The sequence below is a fragment of the Undibacterium sp. WLX3042 genome (genome assembly GCF_049544825.1).
GTDB lineage: Bacteria > Pseudomonadota > Gammaproteobacteria > Burkholderiales > Burkholderiaceae_D > Undibacterium.
In genome coordinates, this window is sequence record NZ_CP186698.1 from 1,682,621 (window position 1) to 1,706,909 (window position 24,289).

General features: G+C 49.3%; 17 protein-coding genes and 1 tRNA gene. 7 read left to right on the plus strand and 11 right to left on the minus strand.

Annotated features, from left to right (window positions below):
• Positions 1 to 16: 16 nt before the first annotated feature.
• From ACPAOP_RS07630 to uvrA, 4 genes are all read right to left on the minus strand, one after another.
• Positions 17 to 1,411 carry an MATE family efflux transporter gene (locus tag ACPAOP_RS07630; RefSeq protein ID WP_423709840.1) on the minus strand — a complete coding sequence of 465 codons (1,395 nt, stop codon included), beginning with the start codon at positions 1,409 to 1,411 and terminating at the stop codon, positions 17 to 19.
• Positions 1,412 to 1,627: 216 nt separating this feature from the next.
• Positions 1,628 to 2,740, minus strand: coding sequence for a patatin-like phospholipase family protein (locus ACPAOP_RS07635; RefSeq protein ID WP_423709841.1), 1,113 nt, complete (start codon positions 2,738 to 2,740; stop codon positions 1,628 to 1,630).
• 16 nt (positions 2,741 to 2,756) lie between these two features.
• Complete coding sequence (gene pth / locus ACPAOP_RS07640; RefSeq protein ID WP_186884483.1) at positions 2,757 to 3,332, minus strand: aminoacyl-tRNA hydrolase; 576 nt, start codon at positions 3,330 to 3,332, stop codon at positions 2,757 to 2,759.
• Positions 3,333 to 3,339: 7 nt separating this feature from the next.
• Positions 3,340 to 6,207 (minus strand): excinuclease ABC subunit UvrA, encoded by a 2,868-nt coding sequence (uvrA, locus tag ACPAOP_RS07645; RefSeq protein WP_423709987.1) that lies wholly within the window; start codon positions 6,205 to 6,207, stop codon positions 3,340 to 3,342.
• Between the two features lie 250 nt (positions 6,208 to 6,457).
• Between uvrA and ACPAOP_RS07650 the strand changes: the two genes are divergently transcribed.
• The 3 genes from ACPAOP_RS07650 to ACPAOP_RS07660 all read left to right on the plus strand — a co-directional run bounded on the left by ACPAOP_RS07650 (position 6,458) and on the right by ACPAOP_RS07660 (position 10,392).
• Entirely contained in the window at positions 6,458 to 7,642 is a 1,185-nt protein-coding gene (locus ACPAOP_RS07650) for an MFS transporter (protein ID WP_423709988.1), read from the plus strand.
• 39 nt (positions 7,643 to 7,681) lie between these two features.
• Positions 7,682 to 8,173: a single-stranded DNA-binding protein gene (gene ssb, locus ACPAOP_RS07655; RefSeq protein ID WP_423679582.1), complete on the plus strand. Its 492-nt coding sequence runs from the start codon at positions 7,682 to 7,684 to the stop codon at positions 8,171 to 8,173.
• Between the two features lie 503 nt (positions 8,174 to 8,676).
• Positions 8,677 to 10,392, plus strand: coding sequence for a methyl-accepting chemotaxis protein (locus ACPAOP_RS07660; protein WP_423709842.1), 1,716 nt, complete (start codon positions 8,677 to 8,679; stop codon positions 10,390 to 10,392).
• 153 nt (positions 10,393 to 10,545) lie between these two features.
• Here ACPAOP_RS07660 and ACPAOP_RS07665 read toward each other — a convergent pair whose 3' ends face one another.
• Positions 10,546 to 10,788, minus strand: a complete 243-nt coding sequence (locus ACPAOP_RS07665; protein WP_423709843.1) for a DUF4148 domain-containing protein — start codon at positions 10,786 to 10,788, stop codon at positions 10,546 to 10,548.
• Between the two features lie 19 nt (positions 10,789 to 10,807).
• On the opposite strand from ACPAOP_RS07665, the gene ACPAOP_RS07670 reads away from it, so the two are divergent.
• The 3 genes from ACPAOP_RS07670 to ACPAOP_RS07680 all read left to right on the plus strand — a co-directional run bounded on the left by ACPAOP_RS07670 (position 10,808) and on the right by ACPAOP_RS07680 (position 12,972).
• Positions 10,808 to 10,945: a hypothetical protein gene (locus ACPAOP_RS07670; protein ID WP_423709844.1), complete on the plus strand. Its 138-nt coding sequence runs from the start codon at positions 10,808 to 10,810 to the stop codon at positions 10,943 to 10,945.
• A 108-nt stretch (positions 10,946 to 11,053) separates the two neighbouring features.
• Positions 11,054 to 11,983 (plus strand): LysR family transcriptional regulator, encoded by a 930-nt coding sequence (locus ACPAOP_RS07675; RefSeq protein ID WP_423709845.1) that lies wholly within the window; start codon positions 11,054 to 11,056, stop codon positions 11,981 to 11,983.
• Positions 11,984 to 12,495: 512 nt separating this feature from the next.
• Complete coding sequence (locus tag ACPAOP_RS07680; protein WP_423709989.1) at positions 12,496 to 12,972, plus strand: diguanylate cyclase domain-containing protein; 477 nt, start codon at positions 12,496 to 12,498, stop codon at positions 12,970 to 12,972.
• 117 nt (positions 12,973 to 13,089) lie between these two features.
• On the opposite strand, the gene ACPAOP_RS07685 is transcribed toward ACPAOP_RS07680, so the two are convergent.
• From ACPAOP_RS07685 to ACPAOP_RS07700, 4 genes are all read right to left on the minus strand, one after another.
• Complete coding sequence (locus ACPAOP_RS07685; RefSeq protein ID WP_423709846.1) at positions 13,090 to 16,368, minus strand: response regulator; 3,279 nt, start codon at positions 16,366 to 16,368, stop codon at positions 13,090 to 13,092.
• Positions 16,369 to 16,618: 250 nt separating this feature from the next.
• Complete coding sequence (locus tag ACPAOP_RS07690; RefSeq protein ID WP_423709847.1) at positions 16,619 to 18,163, minus strand: hypothetical protein; 1,545 nt, start codon at positions 18,161 to 18,163, stop codon at positions 16,619 to 16,621.
• A complete protein-coding gene (locus ACPAOP_RS07695) occupies positions 18,160 to 19,416 on the minus strand; it encodes an ATP-grasp domain-containing protein (protein WP_423709848.1) in 1,257 nt (418 codons plus the stop codon). The genes ACPAOP_RS07690 and ACPAOP_RS07695 overlap by 4 nt, the downstream gene beginning before the upstream one ends.
• 14 nt (positions 19,417 to 19,430) lie before the next feature.
• Positions 19,431 to 20,903, minus strand: coding sequence for a pyridoxal phosphate-dependent decarboxylase family protein (locus ACPAOP_RS07700; protein ID WP_423709849.1), 1,473 nt, complete (start codon positions 20,901 to 20,903; stop codon positions 19,431 to 19,433).
• 638 nt (positions 20,904 to 21,541) lie between these two features.
• Between ACPAOP_RS07700 and ACPAOP_RS07705 the strand changes: the two genes are divergently transcribed.
• A complete protein-coding gene (locus ACPAOP_RS07705) occupies positions 21,542 to 22,411 on the plus strand; it encodes a hypothetical protein (protein ID WP_423709850.1) in 870 nt (289 codons plus the stop codon).
• Between the two features lie 471 nt (positions 22,412 to 22,882).
• On the opposite strand, the gene ACPAOP_RS07710 is transcribed toward ACPAOP_RS07705, so the two are convergent.
• Both ACPAOP_RS07710 and ACPAOP_RS07715 read right to left on the minus strand, forming a co-directional pair.
• The gene (locus ACPAOP_RS07710; protein WP_423709851.1) at positions 22,883 to 23,422 is read right to left on the minus strand and encodes an SHOCT domain-containing protein; all 540 of its coding nucleotides are present in this window, start codon (positions 23,420 to 23,422) and stop codon (positions 22,883 to 22,885) included.
• Positions 23,423 to 24,181: 759 nt separating this feature from the next.
• A tRNA-Ser gene (locus tag ACPAOP_RS07715) sits at positions 24,182 to 24,271 on the minus strand.
• Positions 24,272 to 24,289 lie beyond the last annotated feature (18 nt).

The following is a 24,289-nucleotide window of genomic DNA, read 5'->3' on the forward strand; positions in this document are numbered from 1 at the left end:
TGCCGATCAGATTAAATTAACCCGTTATTTTACCGGATTTGACTGCCATTCTGACCCTTATACTGCTGATACGCTGCAAATAAGCGAGTAACAGGCCACCGGCAATGGTTAAGCCGAGGATCAGTCCTATCCAGAATCCTTGCGATGCCATCGGTGACGATGGCCGCCACGGCATCCATTCCGGTGCCAGACCCAGCAGGCAGCCTATGGGCAGGGCAAAACCATAAAACGCCATCAGATGAATCAGCATCGGCGTGCGGGTGATTTTGTAGCCACGGATCGCGCAGGAGGCTGTGACCTGCGCTGCATCGGATAATTGGAAAATAGCGGCGAATAACAGCAGATCCGCTGCCAGCTTTTGCACTGCCGGGTCTGAGGTATATGCTGCCGCGATACTGTCGCGGAACACGGTGATACCTGTCGCAGAGACAAATGAAAACGCGAGGGAAATGGCAACACCAACCCAGGAGACAAAGCGCGCGCGCAGCTCATCGCCTTCGCCGAGGGCTTGTCCGACGCGGGTTGTCATGGCGATTCCTAAACTCATTGGCACCATAAACACCAGTGAGGAAAAATTCAGTGCAATCTGATTCGCCGCGACTTCAATCACACCGAAACGGGCGATCAGCAAACCGACTGAGGCAAATGCTGATACTTCCGCAAAATACGTGACACCGATAGGCAACCCCAGCTTGAGCGTGGAACGAATTTCAGTCCAGTGCGGTGCTTCGATATGTGAAAACGGATTGGTTGTGCGGTACGCAGGAGCGCGTCGCATCCACCAGATCATCGTACCGAACATCAGCCAGATGCCGACACCGGTCGCCACCGCACAACCGCTGGCACCGAGTTGCGGCAGACCAAAATGACCGTAAATCAGCAGCCAGTTCATGACGACATTAAACAGCAGTCCGCCGAGTGCCATCACCATCACAGGCTTGGTCTGATTCAGGCTGGTGGTGTAGCCATACAGGGCGCGGTACATCGCAAAAGCGGGCATGCCTATGCTGATGATATGCACAAAGCGGCTCGCTTTTTCCTGCACTTCGGGCTGCAGTTGCAGATACGAAAAGACTAATGTCGACGCATTCAGCAACAGGCAGGCGATCAAGCCAACACCAAGACCCAGCCACAGAGATTGCCTGACGATATGCGGCACACGCTCGTATTGTTCAGCGCCGACTTCATGCGAAACGACGGCATTGACCGCCATCATGATGCCCATCACGGTGACCAGCACGATGGTCCAGAGTGAAGTGCCGAGCGAGACCGCAGCCAGCTCTTCGGCATTGAAATGCCCGGTCATCGCAACGTCGGCGACACCCATGCCCACCGTGGCAAGCTGGCCAATTAAAACGGGCCAGGCAATTTGCCAGAGAGCGGCGGCTTCGGTACGGATGCGGGTTTTCATGCTGAACTTCTGTATTTCTTAAAAGGATCAGCATCTTAACCGATCACCGATGCAGACTCAAAAAATCTGCACCAAAACCGGGATGATTGGGATAACTTTGATTCTATCTCCAAGCAAATATGCACCTTGCAGAGCATTTATCTCTTGTAAGGCGCATATTGATTGAGACTGATGATATGAAATTCAGTTCGGCGATGTTCGTTCAGTGATATCAGTTCAGTGATTCAGAAGACGAACTTGCGACATATCCGGTTGCGCGATGAAAGCGGCGAGATCATCGCGCATACGGGCGCTTTCGGAGATGGCGATTTCCCACTGCTGAACCCGCAGCGTATGATTCAGCCCGTAATGGAAAAAGTCCTGCCGATCCGGCAATTTTCTACGTGGCAGTTGCCGTACAAATTCAGCCGAAGGCGAAATCATGATCACATTATCGACCCAACTGCGATGAGAGCCTTTACCAGCCCGTCGCCACGGCAGCGCTTTATCGAGCCAGCCTGGAATGATGCGGTCAGTAAAATGCGGATACAGCACCAGCCCGGCATCGCCCTTGTCCGCATTGCTTAGTATGCGCTCGTAAGGCAGGGCCAGATGGTAATCGATCATGCCGCCATCCCAGTAAGTGCCAGCGGGTGCGCCTGGAATCTGCCGGACTGGTTCCATCACCAGCGGCAGGGTACCGGATGCCAGCAATGCGGGCGCGAGATTATCCTTATTTAAATCGCACAAATGGGTCTTGAAATGATCGAATGGCTTTTCCAGCCAGGAGCTAGTTGCGGCGCGATTACCGATGACGACACGTTCTATGTGTCGCGCCAGAGCGTCGCGTGACAGCAGATTGGCAAATGCGGCGCTGGCAAAACCCGCTTTGGCCTGCGTTGCTGTGGTGGGCGACGCCAACAGGCCACGGCCACGATTCGTCAATATCTGCAAATGCTGCAAAGGGTTAGTGACGATTTCATCTTCGTAACCGCCGATAAAACCTTGCAGTAATCGTGCGATCTCCTGTGTTACCAGCGCGGCGGGTGGCTTTTCCGGATACTGCTGTTCGCAATACAGATCGGCCAGCCGTTGAAATGCCGCGACAGGATCGGCGCAGCTGGCAGCCGCCATGCGCCACGCACCGATCGATGCGCCGATCAGCGTGCGCTGACGAGGTGCTGCAGGCAGCCATTCACCGAACAACCATTGATCCAGACCTTGTAGTATCAGGCCTTTGGGGCCGCCGGCAGCAGCGGGAATCAGTGCGATATCCGCCGCCTGCAGGCCATTTTTCTGCACATGTGCAAACGCCGTTTTTCCAGCAAAAATCTGGATGGAAGCAGGCATGTTGGTAATATCCCGCTTACTTCGCGCTGGTATGCAGACGGGTCATCGCTTCGGCGGTCTGACCTTCGACCATCAGCGGTAAAACATCTAAACTTTTTGCTATCGCTTCGTCGATCAGCGGCTGTTCTTCTTTACGCGGCCTGTGCAGCACAAAATCTGCGACGCCCTGATTCAGATTCAGCGTGCGCGGATGACCGATGCCGATACGGAGTCGCCAGTAATCCTGCGTGCCGAGTGCTGCCGTAATATCTTTGAGCCCGTTATGGCCGCCCGAAGATCCGCCTTTTTTCAGCTTGGCGACACCGGGCAGCATATCGAGTTCATCATGTACCACCAGCACCTGATCAGGTGTGATTTTATAAAAGCGACAAATCGCACCGACAGACTGACCAGAACGATTCATGAAAGTCTGCGGCTCCAGCAGCCAGACCTCCTCGCCTGCGATACGGGTTTTACCGACCAGCGCATTAAAATTTTTATCGCGCTGCAAGCTGACTCGTAGCTGATCGATCAGCCAGAAACCAGCATTGTGGCGGGTTTGTTCATACTCAGGCCCCGGATTACCGAGGCCGACAATCAGACGAATAGACATGGTGAGACTACTTCTTGCGTTTCTTTAAAAGAGGTAACAGGTATTTGCCGGTCACGCTGTCGGGGTTCGCTGCAACTTGTTCCGGTGTGCCGGTGGCGATGATACGGCCACCGCCAGCGCCGCCTTCGGGGCCCAGATCAATCAGCCAGTCAGCGGTTTTAATCACGTCCAGATTATGCTCGATGATGACCAGTGTATTGCCCTGATCGCGCAGTCTGTGTATCACTTTCAGCAGCAGGGCTATATCGTGGAAATGCAGACCTGTCGTTGGCTCATCGAGTATATACAGTGTGCGGCCGGTATCACGTTTCGATAATTCCAGCGATAGTTTGACGCGTTGCGCTTCGCCGCCGGACAAGGTGGTCGCGCTTTGTCCGAGGCGGACATAACCCAGACCCACATCCAGCAAGGTTTGTAATTTACGCGCAATCACGGGCACAGGTTTGAAGAATTCATGCGCATCTTCAACGGTCATTTCCAGCACCTGATGGATGTTTTTCCCCTTGTACTGCACTTCCAGCGTTTCGCGGTTATAGCGCTTACCGTGACAGACATCACATGGTACATAGACATCCGGCAGGAAATGCATCTCGACTTTGATGACGCCGTCGCCCTGACAGGCTTCGCAGCGACCGCCTTTGACGTTGAATGAAAAACGGCCTGCGCTGTAACCACGTTCTTTCGCTGTTGGTACGGTCGAGAATAAATCGCGTATCGGTGTGAATAAACCGGTATATGTCGCCGGATTGGAACGCGGTGTGCGTCCGATCGGCGCCTGGTCAACTGAGATCACTTTATCGAAATGTTCCAACCCGCTGACATGATCAAATGGTGCCGGTTCGGTTTGCGAACCATACAGATGACGCGCTGCGACGTGATACAGCGTGTCGTTGACCAGTGTCGATTTGCCGGAACCTGAAACACCCGTCACGCAAGTCAGCAAACCGACCGGCAAATGCATGGTCTCATTTTTGAGATTATTGCCACGCGCACCGGCAATGACTAATTGCTTGTCAGGATGGCTTTCATGGCGCTTGGCCGGGACCGAAATTTCCAGCTCACCGCTCAGGTATTTTGCGGTCAGTGAGCGTGTGTTTTGCATGATGTCGTCCAGCGAACCCTGTGCGATCACTTCACCGCCGTGCACGCCAGCACCGATGCCCATATCGACCACAAAATCGGCGCAGCGTATCGCGTCTTCATCATGTTCCACGACAAGCACGCTGTTACCGATGTCGCGCAGATGTTTGAGGGTGTCTATCAGTCTGTCGTTATCGCGCTGATGCAAGCCGATGGAAGGTTCATCCAATACGTACATCACGCCAGTCAGCCCGGAGCCAATTTGCGAGGCCAGTCGGATGCGCTGAGCTTCGCCACCAGACAAGGTATCAGCGCTGCGTTCCAGCGACAAATAGTCAAGGCCGACGTTATTCAGGAAAGTCAGGCGCGCCGTAATTTCTTTGATGATGCGGTCGGCAATTTCGCGTTTCGCACCGTGCAAAGTCAGGTGTTCAAAGAAATGCAGAGTCTCGCGCAAAGGCATGGCGCTGATATCGAAAATCGCTTTTTCCTGTTTGCCAGTACCGACTTTGACATTGCGCGCCTCTACCCGCAGACGCGCACCGTCACACGACGGGCATTGTTTTTCATTGATGAATTTCGCCAGCTCTTCTTTGACCGCCATTGAGTCGGTTTCACGATAGCGGCGTTGCAGGTTGTTCACTACGCCTTCAAACGTGTGCTCTTTGATGACGGTACGGCCTTTTTCGTTGATATAGGTAAACGGTATGGTTTGTTTGCCGGAGCCATACAAAATGATTTGTTGTGCTGATTCCGGTAATTGCTCAAACGGCGTGTCGATATCAAATTCATAGAACGCCGCCAGATTCGACAGCATCTGGAAATAAAACTGATTGCGGCGATCCCAGCCTTTGACCGCGCCACTGGCTAATGACAGATTCGGGAAGGCGACGATACGTTTAGGATCGAAGAACTCTATGTGCCCCAGACCGTCGCACTCAGGGCAGGCACCCATAGGATTGTTGAACGAAAACAGACGTGGTTCCAGTTCCTGTAAGGCATAACCGCAGACCGGGCAGGCAAATTTATTCGAGAATAACTGTTCCTGCTGACTATCCATATCGACGATCAAAGCGCGGCCATTCGCAATGCGCAGGCAGGTTTCAAATGACTCTGCCAGACGCTGCTTGATTTCTTCTTTGACTTTCACGCGATCAACGACCACGTCGATCGTATGTTTTTCCGTTTTTTTCAGTTTCGGTAAATCATCGACTTCATAAATCTTCGCTTTATGGGTACCGCTTTGTACTCGAAAACGCACGAATCCTTGCGCCTGCATCTGTTCGAACAGATCGACATGTTCACCTTTGCGGTTAGATACGACCGGCGCCAGTATCATCAGCTTGGTATCTTCCGGCATCGCCAGCACGGTATCGACCATTTGCGATACGGATTGCGCGGCCAGCGGGTTTTCCGGGTGATCCGGGCAATATGGCGTGCCAACGCGGGCGTATAACAGACGCAGATAATCGTGAATTTCGGTGACTGTACCGACGGTGGAGCGCGGGTTATGCGAAGTTGCTTTCTGCTCTATCGAAATTGCCGGTGACAGACCTTCAATCAGATCGACATCCGGCTTTTCCATCAGCTGCAAAAACTGCCGGGCATACGCGGACAATGATTCCACGTAACGGCGCTGACCTTCCGCGTAGAGCGTGTCAAACGCCAGCGACGATTTGCCTGAACCAGACAAGCCGGTAATCACGACCAGCTTGTTACGTGGCAAATCGATGTTGATATTTTTCAGGTTATGCGTACGTGCGCCGCGGACGCGGATCAGCTCACGTTTTTGCATGAGCGCAATATCGTCCGCATCGAACTCGATTTCGGCTGGTTTTGGTGCTTTCGCGGCTTTTGGTCGTGTCGTCATGGTATTTGATCTGAATTTGGGCTGAGGCAAGCAACCTGCTACTATAACGGGTTTTTGAACATTACCGCAGGCTCGTCTTTGCTTTGCGCAAATTACCTCACGTGGGCGAGTTTTTAATATGACTATGGCAACAAAATCCGATAGCACTGATGCAATACAAAGTGAATCATCCGGTATGAGCCGCGATGAAATTCGATCCGCTTCATCACTCGCGTCTATCTTCGCCTTGCGCATGCTCGGTTTGTTTCTGATTTTGCCAGTCTTTGCGATACACGCAAAAACGCTGCCGGACGGTGATAACACCTTGCTGGTGGGGCTGGCGATGGGGATTTACGGCCTCAGCCAGGCATTTGGTCAGATTCCGTTCGGTATCGCGTCCGATAAATTCGGTCGCAAACGTATCATCGTCATCGGTCTGATTTTATTTGCTGTCGGTGCCTTTGTCGCTGCATTCGCCACCACCGTCATGGGTGTTCTGATCGGCCGGGCTATTCAAGGCGCAGGGGCAATTTCCGCTGCCATTACTGCCCTGATCGCTGATTCGACGCGCGACGAACACAGAACCAAAGCGATGGCAATGGTGGGTGGTTCCATTGGTCTGACGTTTGCTTTGTCGCTGGTGATCGCGCCCTTGTTGTATCAGAGCATAGGCATGGGCGGCATTTTTGCGCTGACCGGCGTGCTTTCGCTGATCGCAATTGGTGTCGTTTTATATGTGACGCCGGATGCGCCTGCTTTGCAGCACGAACCTGTGCCGTTGTCCGTTGTCCTGAAAAACCGCGAACTGATGCGCTTAAATTATGGCGTGTTTGTACTGCATCTGTCGCAGATGGCGATGTTTGTTGTTGTGCCGTCCGTACTGGTACAGTCTCTGGACTTGCCGGTTGCGTCGCACTGGAAAATCTATTTGCCGATTATGTTTGCGTCGTTTATCGCGATGCTGCCAGCGATTTTTATCGGTGAAAAATATGGCAAGATGAAACAGGTATTTGTCGGTGCGATTACCTTACTGCTGCTGGTGCAACTCGGCTTCTGGCATTTCCTGCAACAGCCGTTTGCTTTGGTCAGCCTGCTGTTTGGTTTTTTTGTGGCATTCAATATTTTGGAGGCGAGTCAGCCGTCCTTAGTTTCGCGTATTGCACCGCCTGCAGCGAAAGGTGCAGCACTGGGCGTGTATAACACCTTGCAAGCGATAGGCTTGTTTTGTGGCGGTGCCGTTGGCGGATGGATCAAACAACATCTGAACGGCTCAAGCGTCTTCATTGCATGCGCGATAATGACGGTACTGTGGCTTATAATCGCGATCAACATGCCTGACATTGCAAAGCGCACGAAAGCAGTACCTGCAGCACAGGTTTAATTAATACATATTTGAATTACAGGAAAACAGGAGAATTACATGGCATCCGTGAATAAAGTCATCATCGTCGGCAATCTTGGCCGCGACCCTGAAACACGCTACATGCCAAGTGGTGACGCAATGACCAGCATTACTGTCGCTACGACCGATAGCTGGAAAGACAAAGCGACTGGCGAAAAGAAAGAACAGACCGAATGGCATCGTATTACCTTCTTCGGTAAGCTTGCTGAAATCGCTGGTCAGTACCTGAAAAAAGGTTCGCAAGTCTACGTTGAGGGCAGCCTGCGCACACGTAAATACACGGACAAAGACGGCGTCGAAAAATATGCGACCGATATCAAGGCAGACAGTATGCAGATGCTGGGCGGCCGTCAGGGCATGGGCGGTGGTGCAGCCATGGATGACAGCGGTTACGGCGGCGGAGCACCTACTCCCGCCCCTCGTCAGGCTGCAGCACCTGCACAGCGTCAGACGCCGGCATCGCGTCCGGCACCGAATTTCTCAGATATGGATGACGATATCCCGTTTTGATTCGTACCTGAGAACCTGACTTTTTGTAAGAATAAAAACGCAACCCACTTCCTTTACCGGAAGCGGGTTTTTTTTCGTTTTGCAGATTGGTTCTGAAAATTTTACAAATATTTACGACGGTTAAATCTTGTGTGCTGATGTTTCTTCATTGAAATGATGGAATATCATGTTACTTGCTATATGCTTATCACTATTTCGTTTGTATTCTGATGTTATGCAAGGAGATAACTTCGCTGAAGAAAGTCAGGGGGGGCGGCGGCTGTTGAAGTACCTGATACAGGCGCTGCATGAAGCTCAATGGTCGTCCATACATGGAAGCCGTATTGAAACCTGATTGCGTCCCTTCTTAAAGCCGAAGCGTGAAAAACAGACTGCAACGGATGGATCCCTTAGCGACCCGTACATCACTGCAAGAGACGGATAGCACAAACTGATATCGTTAGCGCAGAGTAATCATCTGCGCTGGTCTTACCCGCAAAATTGATGAAAGAAGAATCTGAATGATGAAATGGTTTAACAACTTGAAAATTGCCCGAAAATTATTGCTGTCGTTTTCGATCGCGATTTTGCTGAGTATTTCTATTGGCGCTTTTTCTATTGTGCAGCTAAGCAAGGTTAACGCGGCAGCGGCTGAAGTGGCGACGAACTGGCTCCCCAGCATACAGGTGTTAGGCAAAATAAAAATGGCACTTGCCAGGATTCGTAGTTTTCAGCAGCAGCATCTGTTGGCGACAACTCCGGACGACATGCAGACCGCAAGTAACAATGCAACAAAACACATAGAGGATCTGCGCGTTCTCTGGAAAAAATATGAGTCGCTGGTAACCGAGCCGGAAGAGAAGAAGATTTATGCTGAAGTAGAAAAAGAAATTACTATCTATCTTGGTGAACATCAGAAAATCATGGAGCTGTCTTCTTCACTGAAGAAAGACGAGGCTTTAGCACTGATGCGCGGAGAGTCAACGAAAATTTACCGGGCAATGATTCCCGCACTGGACAAGCTGGCGGATGTGAATGACGCTGGCGCTGAGGCATCGAAAGTTTCCGCTGAAGAAATATTGAGTAATGCAAGAGTGCTGATCATTGTGCTGGTGATAGCGATCACGGTGCTGTCTTTCATGCTTGCCATCTGGATTGCCCATATCATTTCCAGCAGATTGAACGATGCGGTGACGATTGCAAACGGGATCGCCAAAGGTAACCTGAATCAGCAGATTAATGTGAGTTCTGAGGATGAAACCGGGCAATTGTTGCAGTCACTTAAAGACATGAACTCAAGCTTGCAGAATATCGTCAGTCAGGTACGTGATGACGCGGATATGATTGCTACGGCATCGGCGCAGATTGCCAGCGGTAATCTGGATCTGTCTTCCCGTACCGAACAACAGGCCAGCGCACTTGAAGAAACGGCCTCCTCGATGGAAGAGGCGGCATCCACAGTGAAACAAAACGTCGATAATGCGCGTCAGGCGAATGTGCTTGCGGTGACAGCTTCTGAAGTCGCAGTCAAAGGCGGGGCAGTTGTGTCCCAGGTCGTTGATACGATGGGCGAGATCAATGCTTCATCGAAAAAAATTGTCGATATCATCAGTGTCATTGACGGTATCGCTTTCCAGACCAATATTCTGGCGCTGAATGCTGCTGTTGAGGCGGCCCGTGCCGGTGAACAGGGACGCGGTTTCGCTGTTGTTGCCAGTGAAGTGCGTAATCTAGCTCATCGCTCTGCCAGTGCTGCGAAGGAAATCAAGCAACTGATTGATGATTCCGTCAGCAAAGTCGATACCGGTAGTCGCCTGGTAGATCAGGCTGGTGTGATGATGGAAGAGATCGTCAACAGTGTGAAGCGGGTCACTGATATCATGGGAGAAATCACGTCTGCCAGCGTTGAACAGGAAGCTGGCATCGAACAGATCAATCAGGCGATTACGGAAATGGACACCGCCACCCAGCAGAATGCTGCGCTGGTGGAAGAGGCTGCAGCCGCTGCCGCTTCCCTGCAGGACCAGGCTGCCGATCTGGTACAAGTGGTCAGTGTGTTTCAGTTGTCTGCCGGCCACACGGATCATTTTAAAGCAGTGGTCACAGAGCCTAAGCCAAAAACTGTCGTGAGTCCGGCCAGATCTGGAGCTGCATTTAAAAACACGAAAAAAGCGACGCCACAACTGACAAGGACAATACAGTCGAAGCCGGTCAGAAATGATGAGTGGGAAGAGTTCTGATTCCTGAATCTCACACTTTACAAATCAAAACCGCACCGGAGATCTGTTGATTTCCGGTGCGGTTTTCTAAGGGCTCAGTTGTGTTAACTCAGACCTGATGACGATGCCGGTCTCATTCGCAGCACTTGCCAGTTTCTGTTGTATCGTTCTGGCTTATTTTTTGTCCGCTTTTACAGTAGATTTTTTCGCTGCGTTGGCTTTTGCTAATTCAGCTTTCTGCGCTTCGTACCAGATCATTCCATCCATACCAATTTCTTCTCCCTGAGCACGTGCCTGTGCCAGCTCAGCGACAACGTCGGCACGCGTTTTGGAGGCCGGTGTTGTCGTGTCAGCGGCAAAAACTGCGTTTGTGGTTAAGCTGATCAGGCCAGCGATGAGTAAATATGTCGTTTTCATTTGATTTTCCAGTCGGGTGATGAAGATTCAGAATGCTGTATCCCTGTTGCTTATCGTATTGCGTCATATAACCCGGAAAAACGGATTGCTGAACGACGACCATGGCGACAAGGATCAGGCTTTGTTGAATAAGCGCATTGCATTAATCGCTTACTGACGCCCAGAGTTTAGGATTTTCTTTTTGAACAAAAAAGGCGAAGATCAGGAATATACTATTGCGTAAACAGGAATAATAAAGGGCTTGAAAATGGACAGGCTGCAATCCATGCGTATCTTTTCCAAAGTCGTCGAGATGGGCGGATTTGCCAGAGCAGCGGTTGCTCTGGACATGTCGAATGCCGTGGTCACGCGTTATGTTGCTGATCTCGAATCTCATCTCGGTACGCGCTTATTAAACCGGACCACGCGCAAATTATCACTGACAGAAACCGGGCATGTTTATCTTGAACGTGTCCGGCAGATTCTGGCTGATATAGAAGATGCCGATGCGATAGCAGCAATATCGGCCAAAAAGCCAAGTGGTACCTTGCGGATTTATTCGGTACCGGGCTTTGGCGTCTCGCAGCTTGCCCCTTTGCTGGCATTGTTCGCTAAAAAATTTCCTGATGTGATTCTGGATATCAAGATATCTTCCCACCCTGTTGATATGGTCGAGGAGGGAATTGATGTCGGCTTTTTTCTCGATTTACAAAAAATCGACAGCAGCATGGTCGCGCGTCAACTGGCGACGCCGGATGTCATGTTATGTGCGACCCCTGAATACCTGAGAGTCAACGGTACGCCGGAAACCCTGGACGATATCTCCCGACACCGCTGTCTGAATTATGCGTTTGATTTTATGCGCCACAATTGGATGGTGCATGACTGGGATACCGAAGAATTATCATACGCAGGTAAATCAAAACAAGTTCTGAAGCAGATCCCCGTCAATAGCTGTGTTGTATCGAATAATACGGCGATCCTCAGAGAATGCGCTCTGGCTGACATGGGACTGGTCTTATTGTCGTCCTATTCGCTGGACAATGACATCCGCAGTGGTCGCCTGATCAGGTTGTTTCCTGAGCACTCGTTTGGCAGCGTTTCAATTTTTATGGCGTATCCGAGTCGCCGCCTGCTTTCCGCCAAAGTCAGAAGTTTTATTAATTTCATCGTTGAACAATTCCCGCACGCAGGTTCACATCCGTCGGCTCAATGATTCACTATGAAATTTGCATTTCACTTATGATTAGATTAATATTTTGCGGAGGGCGGTTTTTTACACCTGTCTCTCCACGCGTTTAACTCGCTCAGGCAGACATATCCTGATTTTGAGCGACCTGATATTCAGGGGGGGGACAGCCTTCTGTGATGTTGAACCGGCCAAGATATGACAAGCGATTGTATGGATGAGTTTGTATGAGATGTCAGGAAAAAAGGCGCTAAACCATGTTGTATGGATACAGGTTCAAAAATTCCCGCAGTGAGCAACCGCATACAGTATCTGGAGCCTGTAAGAATTTCTGTGTGAACCGGGGTCATGAAATAATACCGAAAGGGATTTGCCATGACCGATACGATGACCACGAAAAAACCTCGCAAAAAGAAAGAACCATACACAATAACGAACGTCCGAACAAAGCCGTTGGTGGCGTACCACCGAAATACAAAAAGGCATTAACAACCCCGTCTTCTACTTCTATCGTCCATTAAAAAGGGGATGATTACCATCTGAAGCAGGCACTGGCAAGAAACCAGCGCAATGCAAGCTATGCGGCATTGTTGTTTTTAGATTTGGATAATTTCAAGCCGCTGAACGACAATCACGGCCACAATGTCGGTGACATGTTGCTGATTGAAGTCGCACGTCGCCTGCTATTATGTGTGCGCCAGACCGATACCGTCGCCCGCTTTGGCGGAGATGAATTTGTCGTCCTGATTACAGACGTGGATGCAGATGAATCCTGTGCACATATTCAGGCAGAAAACATTGCAAAAAAAATTCTTTCCGCTGTGGCTGAGCCTTATTTTCTTGAGACTGAAAACAATGAAACAAGCATCATCGTCGAACACCGTTGCACGGCCAGTATCGGTGTCGTCACGTTTAATAATGACGACAGCAGCGGCGAAAAACTCTTAGACCGCGCCGATGCTGCAATGTACCGGGCAAAACAAGAAGGCCGCAACACCATCCGGTTTTATCAATAAGTAAAACAAAGCCACCCCGATGGTGGCTTTGTTATCGTTACAATCTGATTCCTCAGTTATCAATCCGTCGTTATTCATAGCACCACATCATTGCAATGCCATGAAAGCCGTAAAGAATCAGTTTTCAGGAATTTGCTTCCTTTGTAAGCAAGGCAAAAATTTTCCAACTTCGGCTTCCAGCAGCTGAAACATATTCCGGATTTGCAGCAGTTGCTTTTCCTTAGACAGGATTTCAATCCTGTCCGCCAGGCTTGCAACCGGGTTATTGCCAAAATAGGCCATCGCACCTTTCAGTGTATGTGCAGCAATCGCGACGTTCTGAAATTCCTCTCGATCTAATGCAACGGCAATCGCACGAACATTGTCTGGTACCGTTTTCAACACACTGAGACCAATAATTTGCAGCGTTGCAGTATCAACTGCATCAATACATGCGACATAATCAAAACCAGCAGTATCTATCTGTGCCAATTGTTGAGATGCATCGTGTGCAGCGGGCACGGTTCTGGTGTTATGAAGCACCTCCGCTATCGCACTCATTAATTTTTCGCTTCTTACCGGCTTGGAAATATAGCCATCCATTCCGGCGTTCAGACACAGCTCCTTGTCTTCGCTCATCGCATTGGCCGTCATGGCAATGATGGGAATATGACCACCGCTGACACGCTCTCTGTTGCGTATATTCGTTGTCGCCTCAACCCCGCCCATCACCGGCATTTGCATATCCATCAGAATCAGATCAAATGACCGGGTTTCGAGTAACTCTAACGCGAGTGCACCGTTGCCACACACTTCAATCTGGTGTCCGGCCTTTTCCAGAATAACCGTTGCAATACGCTGATTAATTTCATTGTCTTCCACCAATAAAATACTCAGGTGGCTTTGTTGTTGCGGCTTCTCTTCCGCGAAAGGTTCTGCGACAGATAAAGCACGCAATTGGTGGTCGGTAAATAATTCCGCAATTGCTTTTTTTAACTCCATCATGGAGAACGGCTTATTCAGATAAGCCAATTTATTTGCCTGGCAAATTTCAACATCCTGAGGTGTCAACGCGGAAGTCAGCAACAGTATCTTAGGCGCTCCAGACGGATTCATTTTTTTGCAGGAGTCGATCAGTTCAAAACTACTTTTGTCGGGCATGTGTGCATCGAGCAAAAGTAAATCCACTCTTTGTTCGCCATCGGTAAGTCTGACAAATTCATCCCAGAAACCCTGAGCACCGGAAGCCTGCGCCACCCTCAACCCGGATTGACGCAAAGCCTCCGCCATCAGATTCAGTTGTGTCGCATTATCGTCAGCCACTAATACCTGAAAATCTGAAAATGTTATTTCGTGCAGAGGACGGTTGGCTTCAAAGCTGCATTGAAACGGCAAGGTAAAACTGAATTTACTACCGACACCGACTTTGCTTTCAACCGATAAAGTTCCTCCCATTAATTCCACCAAACGAGAGGAAATGGAAAGTCCCAGACCTGTTCCACCGTATTTGCGGGTAATAGAATTATCCGCCTGCGAAAACAAATCAAAGATGCCTTTGATTTTGTCTTCAGGAATACCAATGCCGGTATCAACAATATTGAAATGCAGATCCGCTTGTCGCCGTTCATGCGGGGTATAGCGCACCTGCACAGTGATCTCACCTTTATTGGTGAATTTAATCGCATTCCCGAGAATATTGAGTAGGATTTGCTTCAGCCTGCCAGCATCCCCGATCACAGAACGGCAAATATCTGACTGAACATCCAGAATCAGTTCCACACCTTTCTTTTCTGCCTGCAACCCAAGAGGTTTGACGACCTCATCCAGCACTTTGAATAAATCAAAATTCAGGCTTTCCAGATCAATCTTTCCTGCGTCGATTTTTGATGAATCCAGAATATCGTTAATCAGCACCAGCAAAGAATCTGCCGACGCTTTGATCATATTCACATATTCTCTTTGCTGCGGATTTAAATCCGTTTCCAGCACCAGCTCGGTCATTCCTATCACGCCATTCATCGGCGTGCGGATTTCATGTGACATAGACGCAAGAAACAGACTTTTGGCGACATTGGCCGCTTCCGCCAGCTCTTTTGCTTTCGTCAGCTCCGCTTCATGCTGCTTCTGCTCTGTCACATCCTGAACAATGCCCATCACACGCATGGATTGATGCTCATCCGGCTTATTCATTTTCCCGATGGCGAGTATCCATCTTTCTTTACCATCTACCGGTCTGATGATGCGAAATTCCCGGCGGAAAGTACCACTGTGCAGGCCAACTTCACGCATCATCCGGCGCTCATCTTCACGATCAGCAGGATGAATCAGCTTTAACCAGGCATCATAGGTTTTATCCGTCCCTGGAAAGAGACCAAATATTTCGTCCATATTTGGCGAACTCTCGAAACGATAGGTTTTCAGATCAAAAGAGTAGCTGCCTATCCGGCCGACCTCCTGCGACTGACGTAAAATTTCTTCCCGCTCTTCCAGCTTTAATTGTGCAGTATTTTTTTCATTAAACGCGCGGAATAAGGTAAAAAACAGCAAGCCGCTGACAAGGCTGAACACAACCGCAATGACGAGGACGTTTCTTTTTGTCACTTGATACGGTGCCAGAATGCTCTCAACAGATTCACCGGTTAAAAAGATCATCTGATATTCAGGCAAATACTGATAACCGTACATGCGCTCGACGCCGTCTATCCTCGAAACACGCTGGTAATTACCATAGCGGGGACTCTGATCGTTGACGAAACGACTGACGTCAACCTTCATTCCCTTACTCAGATCAATATCCGGCGAGCGGGCCAGCACAGTTCCATTGCTTCTGGCTACCGTAATCACGGCACCGGAATTGATTTTGTCAGCAAACTTGGTGAACATATCAGGACTGACGGAGATCACCAAGACACCATCGAATACCCCGTCTTTGAGAATAGGCCGGGTAAACTGTATCGACCATTTACCGGAAACCTTCCCCTTCAGGGGTTTACTGATAAAAAAAATGTCTTTATCAGGAGCCTGCTGATGGACGCGGAAATGCTCGCGCTCGCTCAGATCAACACGCTCGGAAGGTTTTGCCAGATTAGAAAACTGCAGAATGCCGTCTTTATCAATCACAGCAACCTGAAACGACACATCCTCAATAATATCCTGGCGACGCTGCACCAGCTCGGCGAATGCCTTCCAATCCCCCCGCCATTCTCTGCGAAGATCGAGCAAAACCTCATTGAGGCGTTTGATATTAGACGAAGAATATTCCGCAAAAATCTGCGCTTCTTCAGAGTTACGTAACTTAGCCTCGTTGAATACTGCCTGGTAACTGCGGTTCATTTCGTAGAAAGCCACGAACCAGACCAGAGTCAACATCAGACTGAATAACAAAAAAAGTTGTCGTCGCAAACGCTTCTTTGCCATTTTCATGATGTGTGGTGACCGTATCGTAAGGAGGTAAGACTTATTGAGATGATGTCAGGAATCCGGCGACCATGAGCTGAACTAGCGGTACGACGGCGTTAATCAATGCGACTTCAGCAGCACGCAAAACGCGGCTGAATCATGCCGCAGATTAGCATGAAATTTCCGCCTGAAAATGGTGCTTAATCATTTTTTACATTCCTTCAGGCAACACGCTGAAACGCACATTCATCGCCGGGCAAAAATGCTGTCACTTGATACCGGCGCCGAGCCTGCGTGCCGCATCGAGTACCGCGATCGCAGCGGAGATGATCTGTTCTGCTTTGTTATGCGTATCACCATCATCGCTCAAAGCTGCAGTAATGAGGCGCGCACTCAGACACAGACGTAAAGCACTGACCGGAATCTGCTGCCAGACGCCACAAGTCACAGGCTGCCCGACTTGCATACGCTTTTCATGTTGCAAGCGGCGGTATACCGTGGTGGTCTGTTCCCGGCTGAGAGGTTCACCGGAGGGGTGATGCAGTACGAACGGGAAAATCGTCGGCCACTGATCCCAGCCCGGCATCGTCGTCAACGCCTGCCTGTCCGGCGCTGGAACCGGTAACAAAGAAAGGTCGGAATGCGTGCCGATATTATGCAATACCGCACGGCGGAATTCCTGAACAAACTGATGGATCGCTTCGTCGGGCAGACTGCGGAATGCCCGTAACTCCACAATCGCTGCAACCCAGCGCACCAGCAGACCACAATTCGCCTTCTTCTGTAACCCATCCATTCCAGACCACGAAGCAGGCCAGTCGGCGCGACTGGAATAAGCATATAAAGCCTCCGGTGCGGTTTGCTGCCTGTATCTGATTGCTGCCGCTTCAGGGAAAAATAAGGCGCCGGAAAAACTGGGACCGGAAACAAATTTCGACCCGGTAATCGCCACCAGAAATTGCTGTTCCAGATAAGCATTCAAGGTCGCGTTGGTCAGCCGGAACTGGCAGGCATCCACCAGAACCTCCAGCTGATAGGGATATCGCTTTCGTAATGCCAGTGCACACGTCACAGATGGCCCTATCATGCCGGTCTTGGTCACATCAGCCAGCACCAGCAAAACGCGCTTGTTATGACCACAGGCTGATGTAATCAACGTTTCAACCTCGCCATCAATATCTGCTGCAGCGCGCGGCGTTCCATCTGCCTCACGCAAAGCAATTCTGACTAATTCAGGCGCGTCAGCATCACCTGCGCTCTGCCCCGCACAAACCGGGACACCGAGCGCGGAACAATCACTGAAATGCAAGCCCTGCAGCGCCGCTGGCACTGAGCTTCCGGTCTCGCCTGCTTCCACCATTACGATCATCGAAGGACCAGATGTTGCACCGGTAAATAGCTGCGATACCATTAAATGCAAATCGGTGCCGGACGCCGCAAACACCACATCCACCGCATCACTGGTCTGGCACAACTGTTTTAATTCCTGACGAAGACTCTGCATTTCCTGCGCATACAAGGCGTACAGCGAAGACGGTGCATCGTCGAGAGTCGCTTGCACGATTTTCTGATAAACGTGATTAGCCGCCGCAAAACCACGCTGTGAAATGGTCGATGCAGTTGCCGAGCCGAACGCAAACATGCTGTCTTCTGCACTTTGCGGCTCCACGGTACAGCCGTATTTATTCACACCATGTGTATCCAGCGCGATGCGCGAATCACCGCCATCCACCAGCAATTGGGCCAGCGACGGAATCTTCGTGTCAGACGCGTATGGAGGTCTCACAGCGGATGACATAGCATCGTTGCTCATGCGTCGCCTGAAGGCTGCACACTCAATGCGGTGGCAGATGCACGCTTGATTAACAAATCTCTGAAGGCCGCAAACAATTTTTTCATCGTGGCCTGTTTATAGGGAAACATCTCCACCGGGTCCATCGCATGTACGATCATGTCACTATCGACTTCAAATATCAGCAGCTTGCCATCCGGCGTTTCACCGCAGTCGATGCCGACATAATCTAACCCCAACTTATCGTAGATCTCTTGCAACGCCTGCTTGTGACGCGGTACAAATTCCGTATCGAAACTCGCCATAAAGCGCTGTTCTTCGGCACGCTTTTCAGCGCTTTCCGCCATACCGGCGTTCAGATAGTGAATCATCCAGTGCTGCGAAATTCCCATGTGCGCAATATACGGTTTGCCATCGATCAGCATGACGCGGTATTTTCTGAACTGGCCATCGGCGCTGCGATAGTCAACAAAGCGGGCGATGTAAAACTCGTCGCTCTGAATTTCCTGCAGATAGGCAGCGATTTCTGTTGGCGAAATCAGCTTCTCAAGGCCATGCCCCGCATGTGAATCGAGCGGTCGGACGATGATAGGAAAATCATCGCCGGGCAATAAATCGCTGATGGCTAACTCGCCTCGCCCGAGTTGTTCCAACATCTGACGGCTGATCCGGCGCGACATCGGCATTTCCACGCCACGCGCTGCTTGCAGTTGCAGATATGCGCGATCACGTCCCAGATGGGCGATACGCTCCGGCTGATTAATCACAGGGCGCGGCCATTGCGAGACAATTTCCTGCAAATCCAGCAACAGCGTATGCTTGGCATCGGCCTCACCAATCGCCACAAACATCACATCATGGTCAGGCAATTGATCCAGCGCTGGGATGCCCTGCCCCACGTACAACAAATCCAGATCGATATCCGAATCTTCCACCAGAAAATCAACCGGCGTATTTGCCATCAGATCACCATCGGTCAGCAGCGCCAGCAATTTGATTTTTGCCGGATGCGCTGCCGGCACAGAATACAAAGGCTGCTTTTTTAATGCTTCCATTTGCGTGCTCGCTGCCAATTCCGCGTGACCGAGCAACAGCAGCACCGTCGATAAATCCAGCATCGCATTCGCATCATCGGGATACTGCTGCGCCCGCGCAATCAAACTGTTTGCCAGCGGTTTTAAATCTTCCCCCGCAAACGCCCGCCGCATCAAAGGCGCGAGGCCAATGTAAGAACTTTGTTGAGAACTTCGCTGCACTTCGTTAAGAGTCGTCATATCTGAAACCAGGTTTATTGTGCGGTTTGCGACAGCAAGTCGCCCTGCGCAATGGTGGCATTAATCAGAGCATCGATATCTTCAGCCCGCGTGCGGTGATTCACGATCGCCGCGCGAATTGCCAGTTGCCCGCGGATGTATGTCGTTGATGGCGCGCAAAGACCACCCTCGTGCAAGGCGACGACAATATCGCCATTCAGTGCATCCAGATCTGCACTACGCTCGCTGCGATAACGGAAGCAAACGATATTGAGATTCACCGGTGCAAGTAATTCCAGCTTGGGATGCGCCTCCACCGATTGTTTCAGGTATTGCGCTAATTCACAGGTATGCGTAATCACCTGCCCCAGACGCTCGGTGCCATAGACCTGCAGTGTGAACCATGTTTTTAATGCGCGGAAACCCCGCGACAAATCTGGACCGAAATCACAAGGCCACGGCGAACCGCCTGCCAGCCCCCGGGTCTCACGCCGCAAATAGCCGACCGGCGCGACGAACGTCGCCAGATGCGCTTCGCTGTCTCTGACCAGGATAAAGCCGGCATCGTAAGGCACCTGCATCCACTTGTGAAAATCAAACGCGACTGAATCCGCGCGTTCCAAGCCAGCCAGACGCGGTGCCAGCGCTGGCGACAACATCGCCAGTGCACCGAAAGCGCCATCAATATGGAACCAGATTTTTTCTTCAGCAGCGATATCGGCAAGCGCAGTCAGATCATCTATCGCGCCGACATCCACCGAGCCGGCAGTACCTGCAATAAAAAATGGCGTCAGCCCGGCTGCACGATCTGCCGCAATCGTCTCGCGTAACACAGCGGTATCCATTTCAAATTCGCTGGTTATAGGAATCATACGCAAGGCATCTCTGCCTATGCCGGCAATATCCATCGCCTGCGCAACGCAACCATGCGCGCCTGCCGAAGCGTAGGCGACCAGACGTTGCGAGAACGATGCCAGACCTTGTTTGCGTACATCCGTCCCCAGCGCCACCGAACGCGCCACCAGCACGGCGATAAAATTCGCCATCGAGGTGCCAGTCACAAACAAGCCGCTCGCGCTTTCCGGAAACCCGAACAAGGCGCTCACCCAGCGACTGATCTGACGCTCAACTTCAATCGGAATATGATTCCGTCCGCCGAGATTCGCATTCAGACCGGCTGACAGCATTTCTGCCAGCGTACCGACCGGATTACCGCCGCCCTGCACCCAGCCCATAAAGCCGGGATGACTGTTCCCGACCGAGTAAGGCAAAATATCCTGCATAAACTGCTGATGTACCGCCGCTAAATCTCCCTCGCCGGTCGGCAAGGCTTGCCGGAATTTTCCGCGCACTTCATCCGGAATCGGCTGCCACACGGGCCGCTCACGAATATGCTCGGCATAATCCAGAATATCGTCCAGCATCCGATGTCCCTGGGCACGCAGCGCGCTCCAGTCGTCCGGGTCCAGCGTCGCTGAATCCAGGGTAGGTAAAGTTGGTGTTGCCATCATCTGTTCTTCAATAAAGATTGTTCTGATAAGCGCATTATCTCTGAGACTCGCCGGATTTAAGCCAGAAACAAGCGATCTTTTGCATTCTTTATCGAAATCACGGTACATCACACCACGATCTTACGCCCTCACATCAACCAGGCACAGTCGCCGGACGCATCGTGCGTCGCCTCAGATTACTCATTTTCTGCCTGCCAATGATGAAAATATAATGGGGGGGGAGTATTTTTAATACGCCTTTATTTTCTGCTGAGAATAAGGCATTTTTGGCACATACTCCCCGATTTTTTTGCAAAATTTGATGGTTTTGGAGTGCTATTTGTAGTGCAAAGGAGGCAACTATAACTCTTCCGTAAAATCGAGTTACATATAAAAAAAGCTACCTTGAGACAATAATCTTCAAAGTAATCAAGAAACGCTAGAGTAGTGCTCGATCATTTTCCGTTTAATTAAATCTCCCGGAAATCGAACAATATCTATTTACGCTGTGCAATTTTTATTTACAATAAAGAAATACACAAATATCATTCGCAACTCGTTCGCTTGCCCCACGACTAAATCGGTAAACAGAAAACTTCTGAGGCAATTCCTCGAACCAATATATTCCTTTAAAAACCCACTGTAATGAGGTAAGCATGATCAAAAAAAGAAATATTTTAATTTTGTTCGTATTTTTTTTGACATGGTTATTTACAGATCTTGATTACGATGCCAAGAATCAAGATTCGGTATCCAGGATGCTAAAGTGGTCTCCATTCTCTACCAATGCATGCTTGATGGATATGAACATTGCAGCAGATAACCCGAGAATGACCAATTTAGACGGTCTGAACTGCCCACAGATTCGTGACATTGCTTTGAGTAAACTGCAGCACATTACCGATAAACAGATTAAGTTATTCAACAGTGCATTAGAAGAGGCAAAGAAATCCTCAGCATCCCGTTTGGAGATTTTCTTTATAAATAGTAATGACGGTGAAAAGTCTATTTTCAATGAGAATGCAGTATTAGCGAGACGGGAAATTTTTGAAATAAGCGAGATCCAGAATTTTCTAGATAATGCAAAACAGGCACAAAAAGTAATAGAAGAATCTAGCGGCTTCTTCAGAAAAATACCTTGGGCAAAACGCCCAATCTTATCGTATGAAAAATATGTTCCAGTTAAATTTAATATTGTCGCGAACAATAAAGACGTGAAGCAAGCAACCGTAGAACCATCACAGCAAGATGCTCAAAAAAACTTCCAGGAAATATTGAAGAACTCTGCTGAACAAAATTTACACAAATGGGAGCTAATTCAATCAAACCCAACATCTTTTCTTAAGAACTGCGTTAATGAAGAAATAAAGTTAAAAGAAAAGAATGGGATAAAACAAGAAAACCAAGGAAAAAATGAAGCGGAAAAAATCTGCTCTGAGCAACTAGAAATCTTACGAAATTGCATGTCCAAACCATCGGCTAATGCAACGCATTGTTTTGCTGAAGTATTTGAAACTGGTGATTAATTAAGAGGATCATCACCTAGCAAGCTAAAAAGTCAAAAAAACCAAAAAGGCACCACAATGGCTGTGGAGCCTTTTTTCAATATAGATATTCTCCGCTCCATTTACAAAAGAAGTTCTTTACGCACCTGAAACTCCCTATTTCTTCACTACAGGAAGAGCGTAAAAAAGATATCCACTAACAATTATTATCACTGTGGTGATCAGGTACAACGGCCCCAAACCCGGGCGCATGTACCCCCCAAAAATTAAGAAGAGCATTAGTGGAACAGCTGAAAATTGTCCAGCCATAAAAAACATGACCGCCAAGTAATTTGTGCGCCAACGACCTCCGCACTCAGTGCACCGTGGTCTCCATCCGGGCATTAATTTTTTAAATGTACTAATGGTTCGTTGTTTGCAATGCGGACACTTATGCATATAGTTCCAATGTCGAAATTAATCAATTGAGAATTATTTCGCGATTTCTTGAAATTAGAGTTGCGCAATCAGAACCTTACGCTTTTGCTCATATTCACTTTCTGTAAGTAAACCGTCTTCAAAAAGCATCTTCAAACTCTTAAGGGAGTCTGCGATTCCGGGCATAGGAAATTCTTCCAAAATCTCGCAGTGAAAAGTTTTTGTTATCTCACGCAGCATTTCAGCAAACAAGGCAATACTTGATCTACTTGGCATGTTGGATCTAAAAATAAAGGAGCCATTAATAATAAGAGCACTGTCCATCACTCCTTCCTTAAAATCCACGCTCTCTATATCTTTGAGATCAATATGTTGGGCAGACTCCATCATGTTATGTATATGTAGAGTATTACTTGTCAACAGAAGACCGTCTTTTGCATTTCCAAAAAACGTATTGTCTATCAAAACAATAACGTCACTCTCACTTTCATTACTGGCATAACCCTCAATCGCATTTTTTAATTTCTTTTGCGGGATATATGGATGAAAGGAAATTTTGTCATCACTTATTCGTGCTCGATAACCCTGCCAAACCTGGTTAAATTGTTCGCTCATTCAGAATCACTATAAAAATATGCCCTCATTAGGCATTGCCTACTGAAGCCAATAAAGGGGGTAAAAACCACACAGGTTAATTTCTTTGATCCACTCCTCAATTCAGATCGCCTGTATCCCGACTTATTTCGGATATGAAGTTCCATTTTAATTCCATGTAGACACATAATCAACTGTTTACCTTTAGTGATAGTTTGCAAGCACCCTGGCATCCCGTCTTGACGTGAGATGCGTGTAAAAGGCTACGTGGCAGGATGTCAGAGATGAGACAGGAGTTCGTCGATGCCGCTATTCGGTAAGGTCGGCAAACGCTCCAGCGCATCCCCATGCACGCAAAGGCATCATGCCTTTTCAGCTTAACCGACTGCAACAAGCTCATGACGGGAGAGGCGCGTTCACGAGCGATTTTTCGAAAGTATTGTTTTGGCATCATTTTCGCGCTGCTTTTTTCAAATCACGAGCTTGTGCAGGGTCGATACCGTCATTAATCAGGTCACGCGTCGCCTTGCGTTACTCTCTGGCTTTACACAGAGATACCTCAGGGATTTGGCGTTCTTTAGCTGAATGTCCGTGAGAGGGGGCTAATTTAGGTAAATTTGACAGTATCCGATCTGGATTGACAGTAGATACTGTCAAAAATACTGTTAAAAAATATAGCTGTCAATGGGCAAACTTTGGCGCAAATGGCAATAAAAAACCCCTAAGTCGTTGATTACTTAGGGGTTTTTAGACAAACTTAGCTAAAGTTTGCAGTGTCCTTGGCGGAGAGGGGGGGATTCGAACCCCCGATACCTGTTACAGTACGCCTGATTTCGAGTCAGGTACATTCAACCACTCTGCCACCTCTCCGGCTTTGGTTGTTCGTTA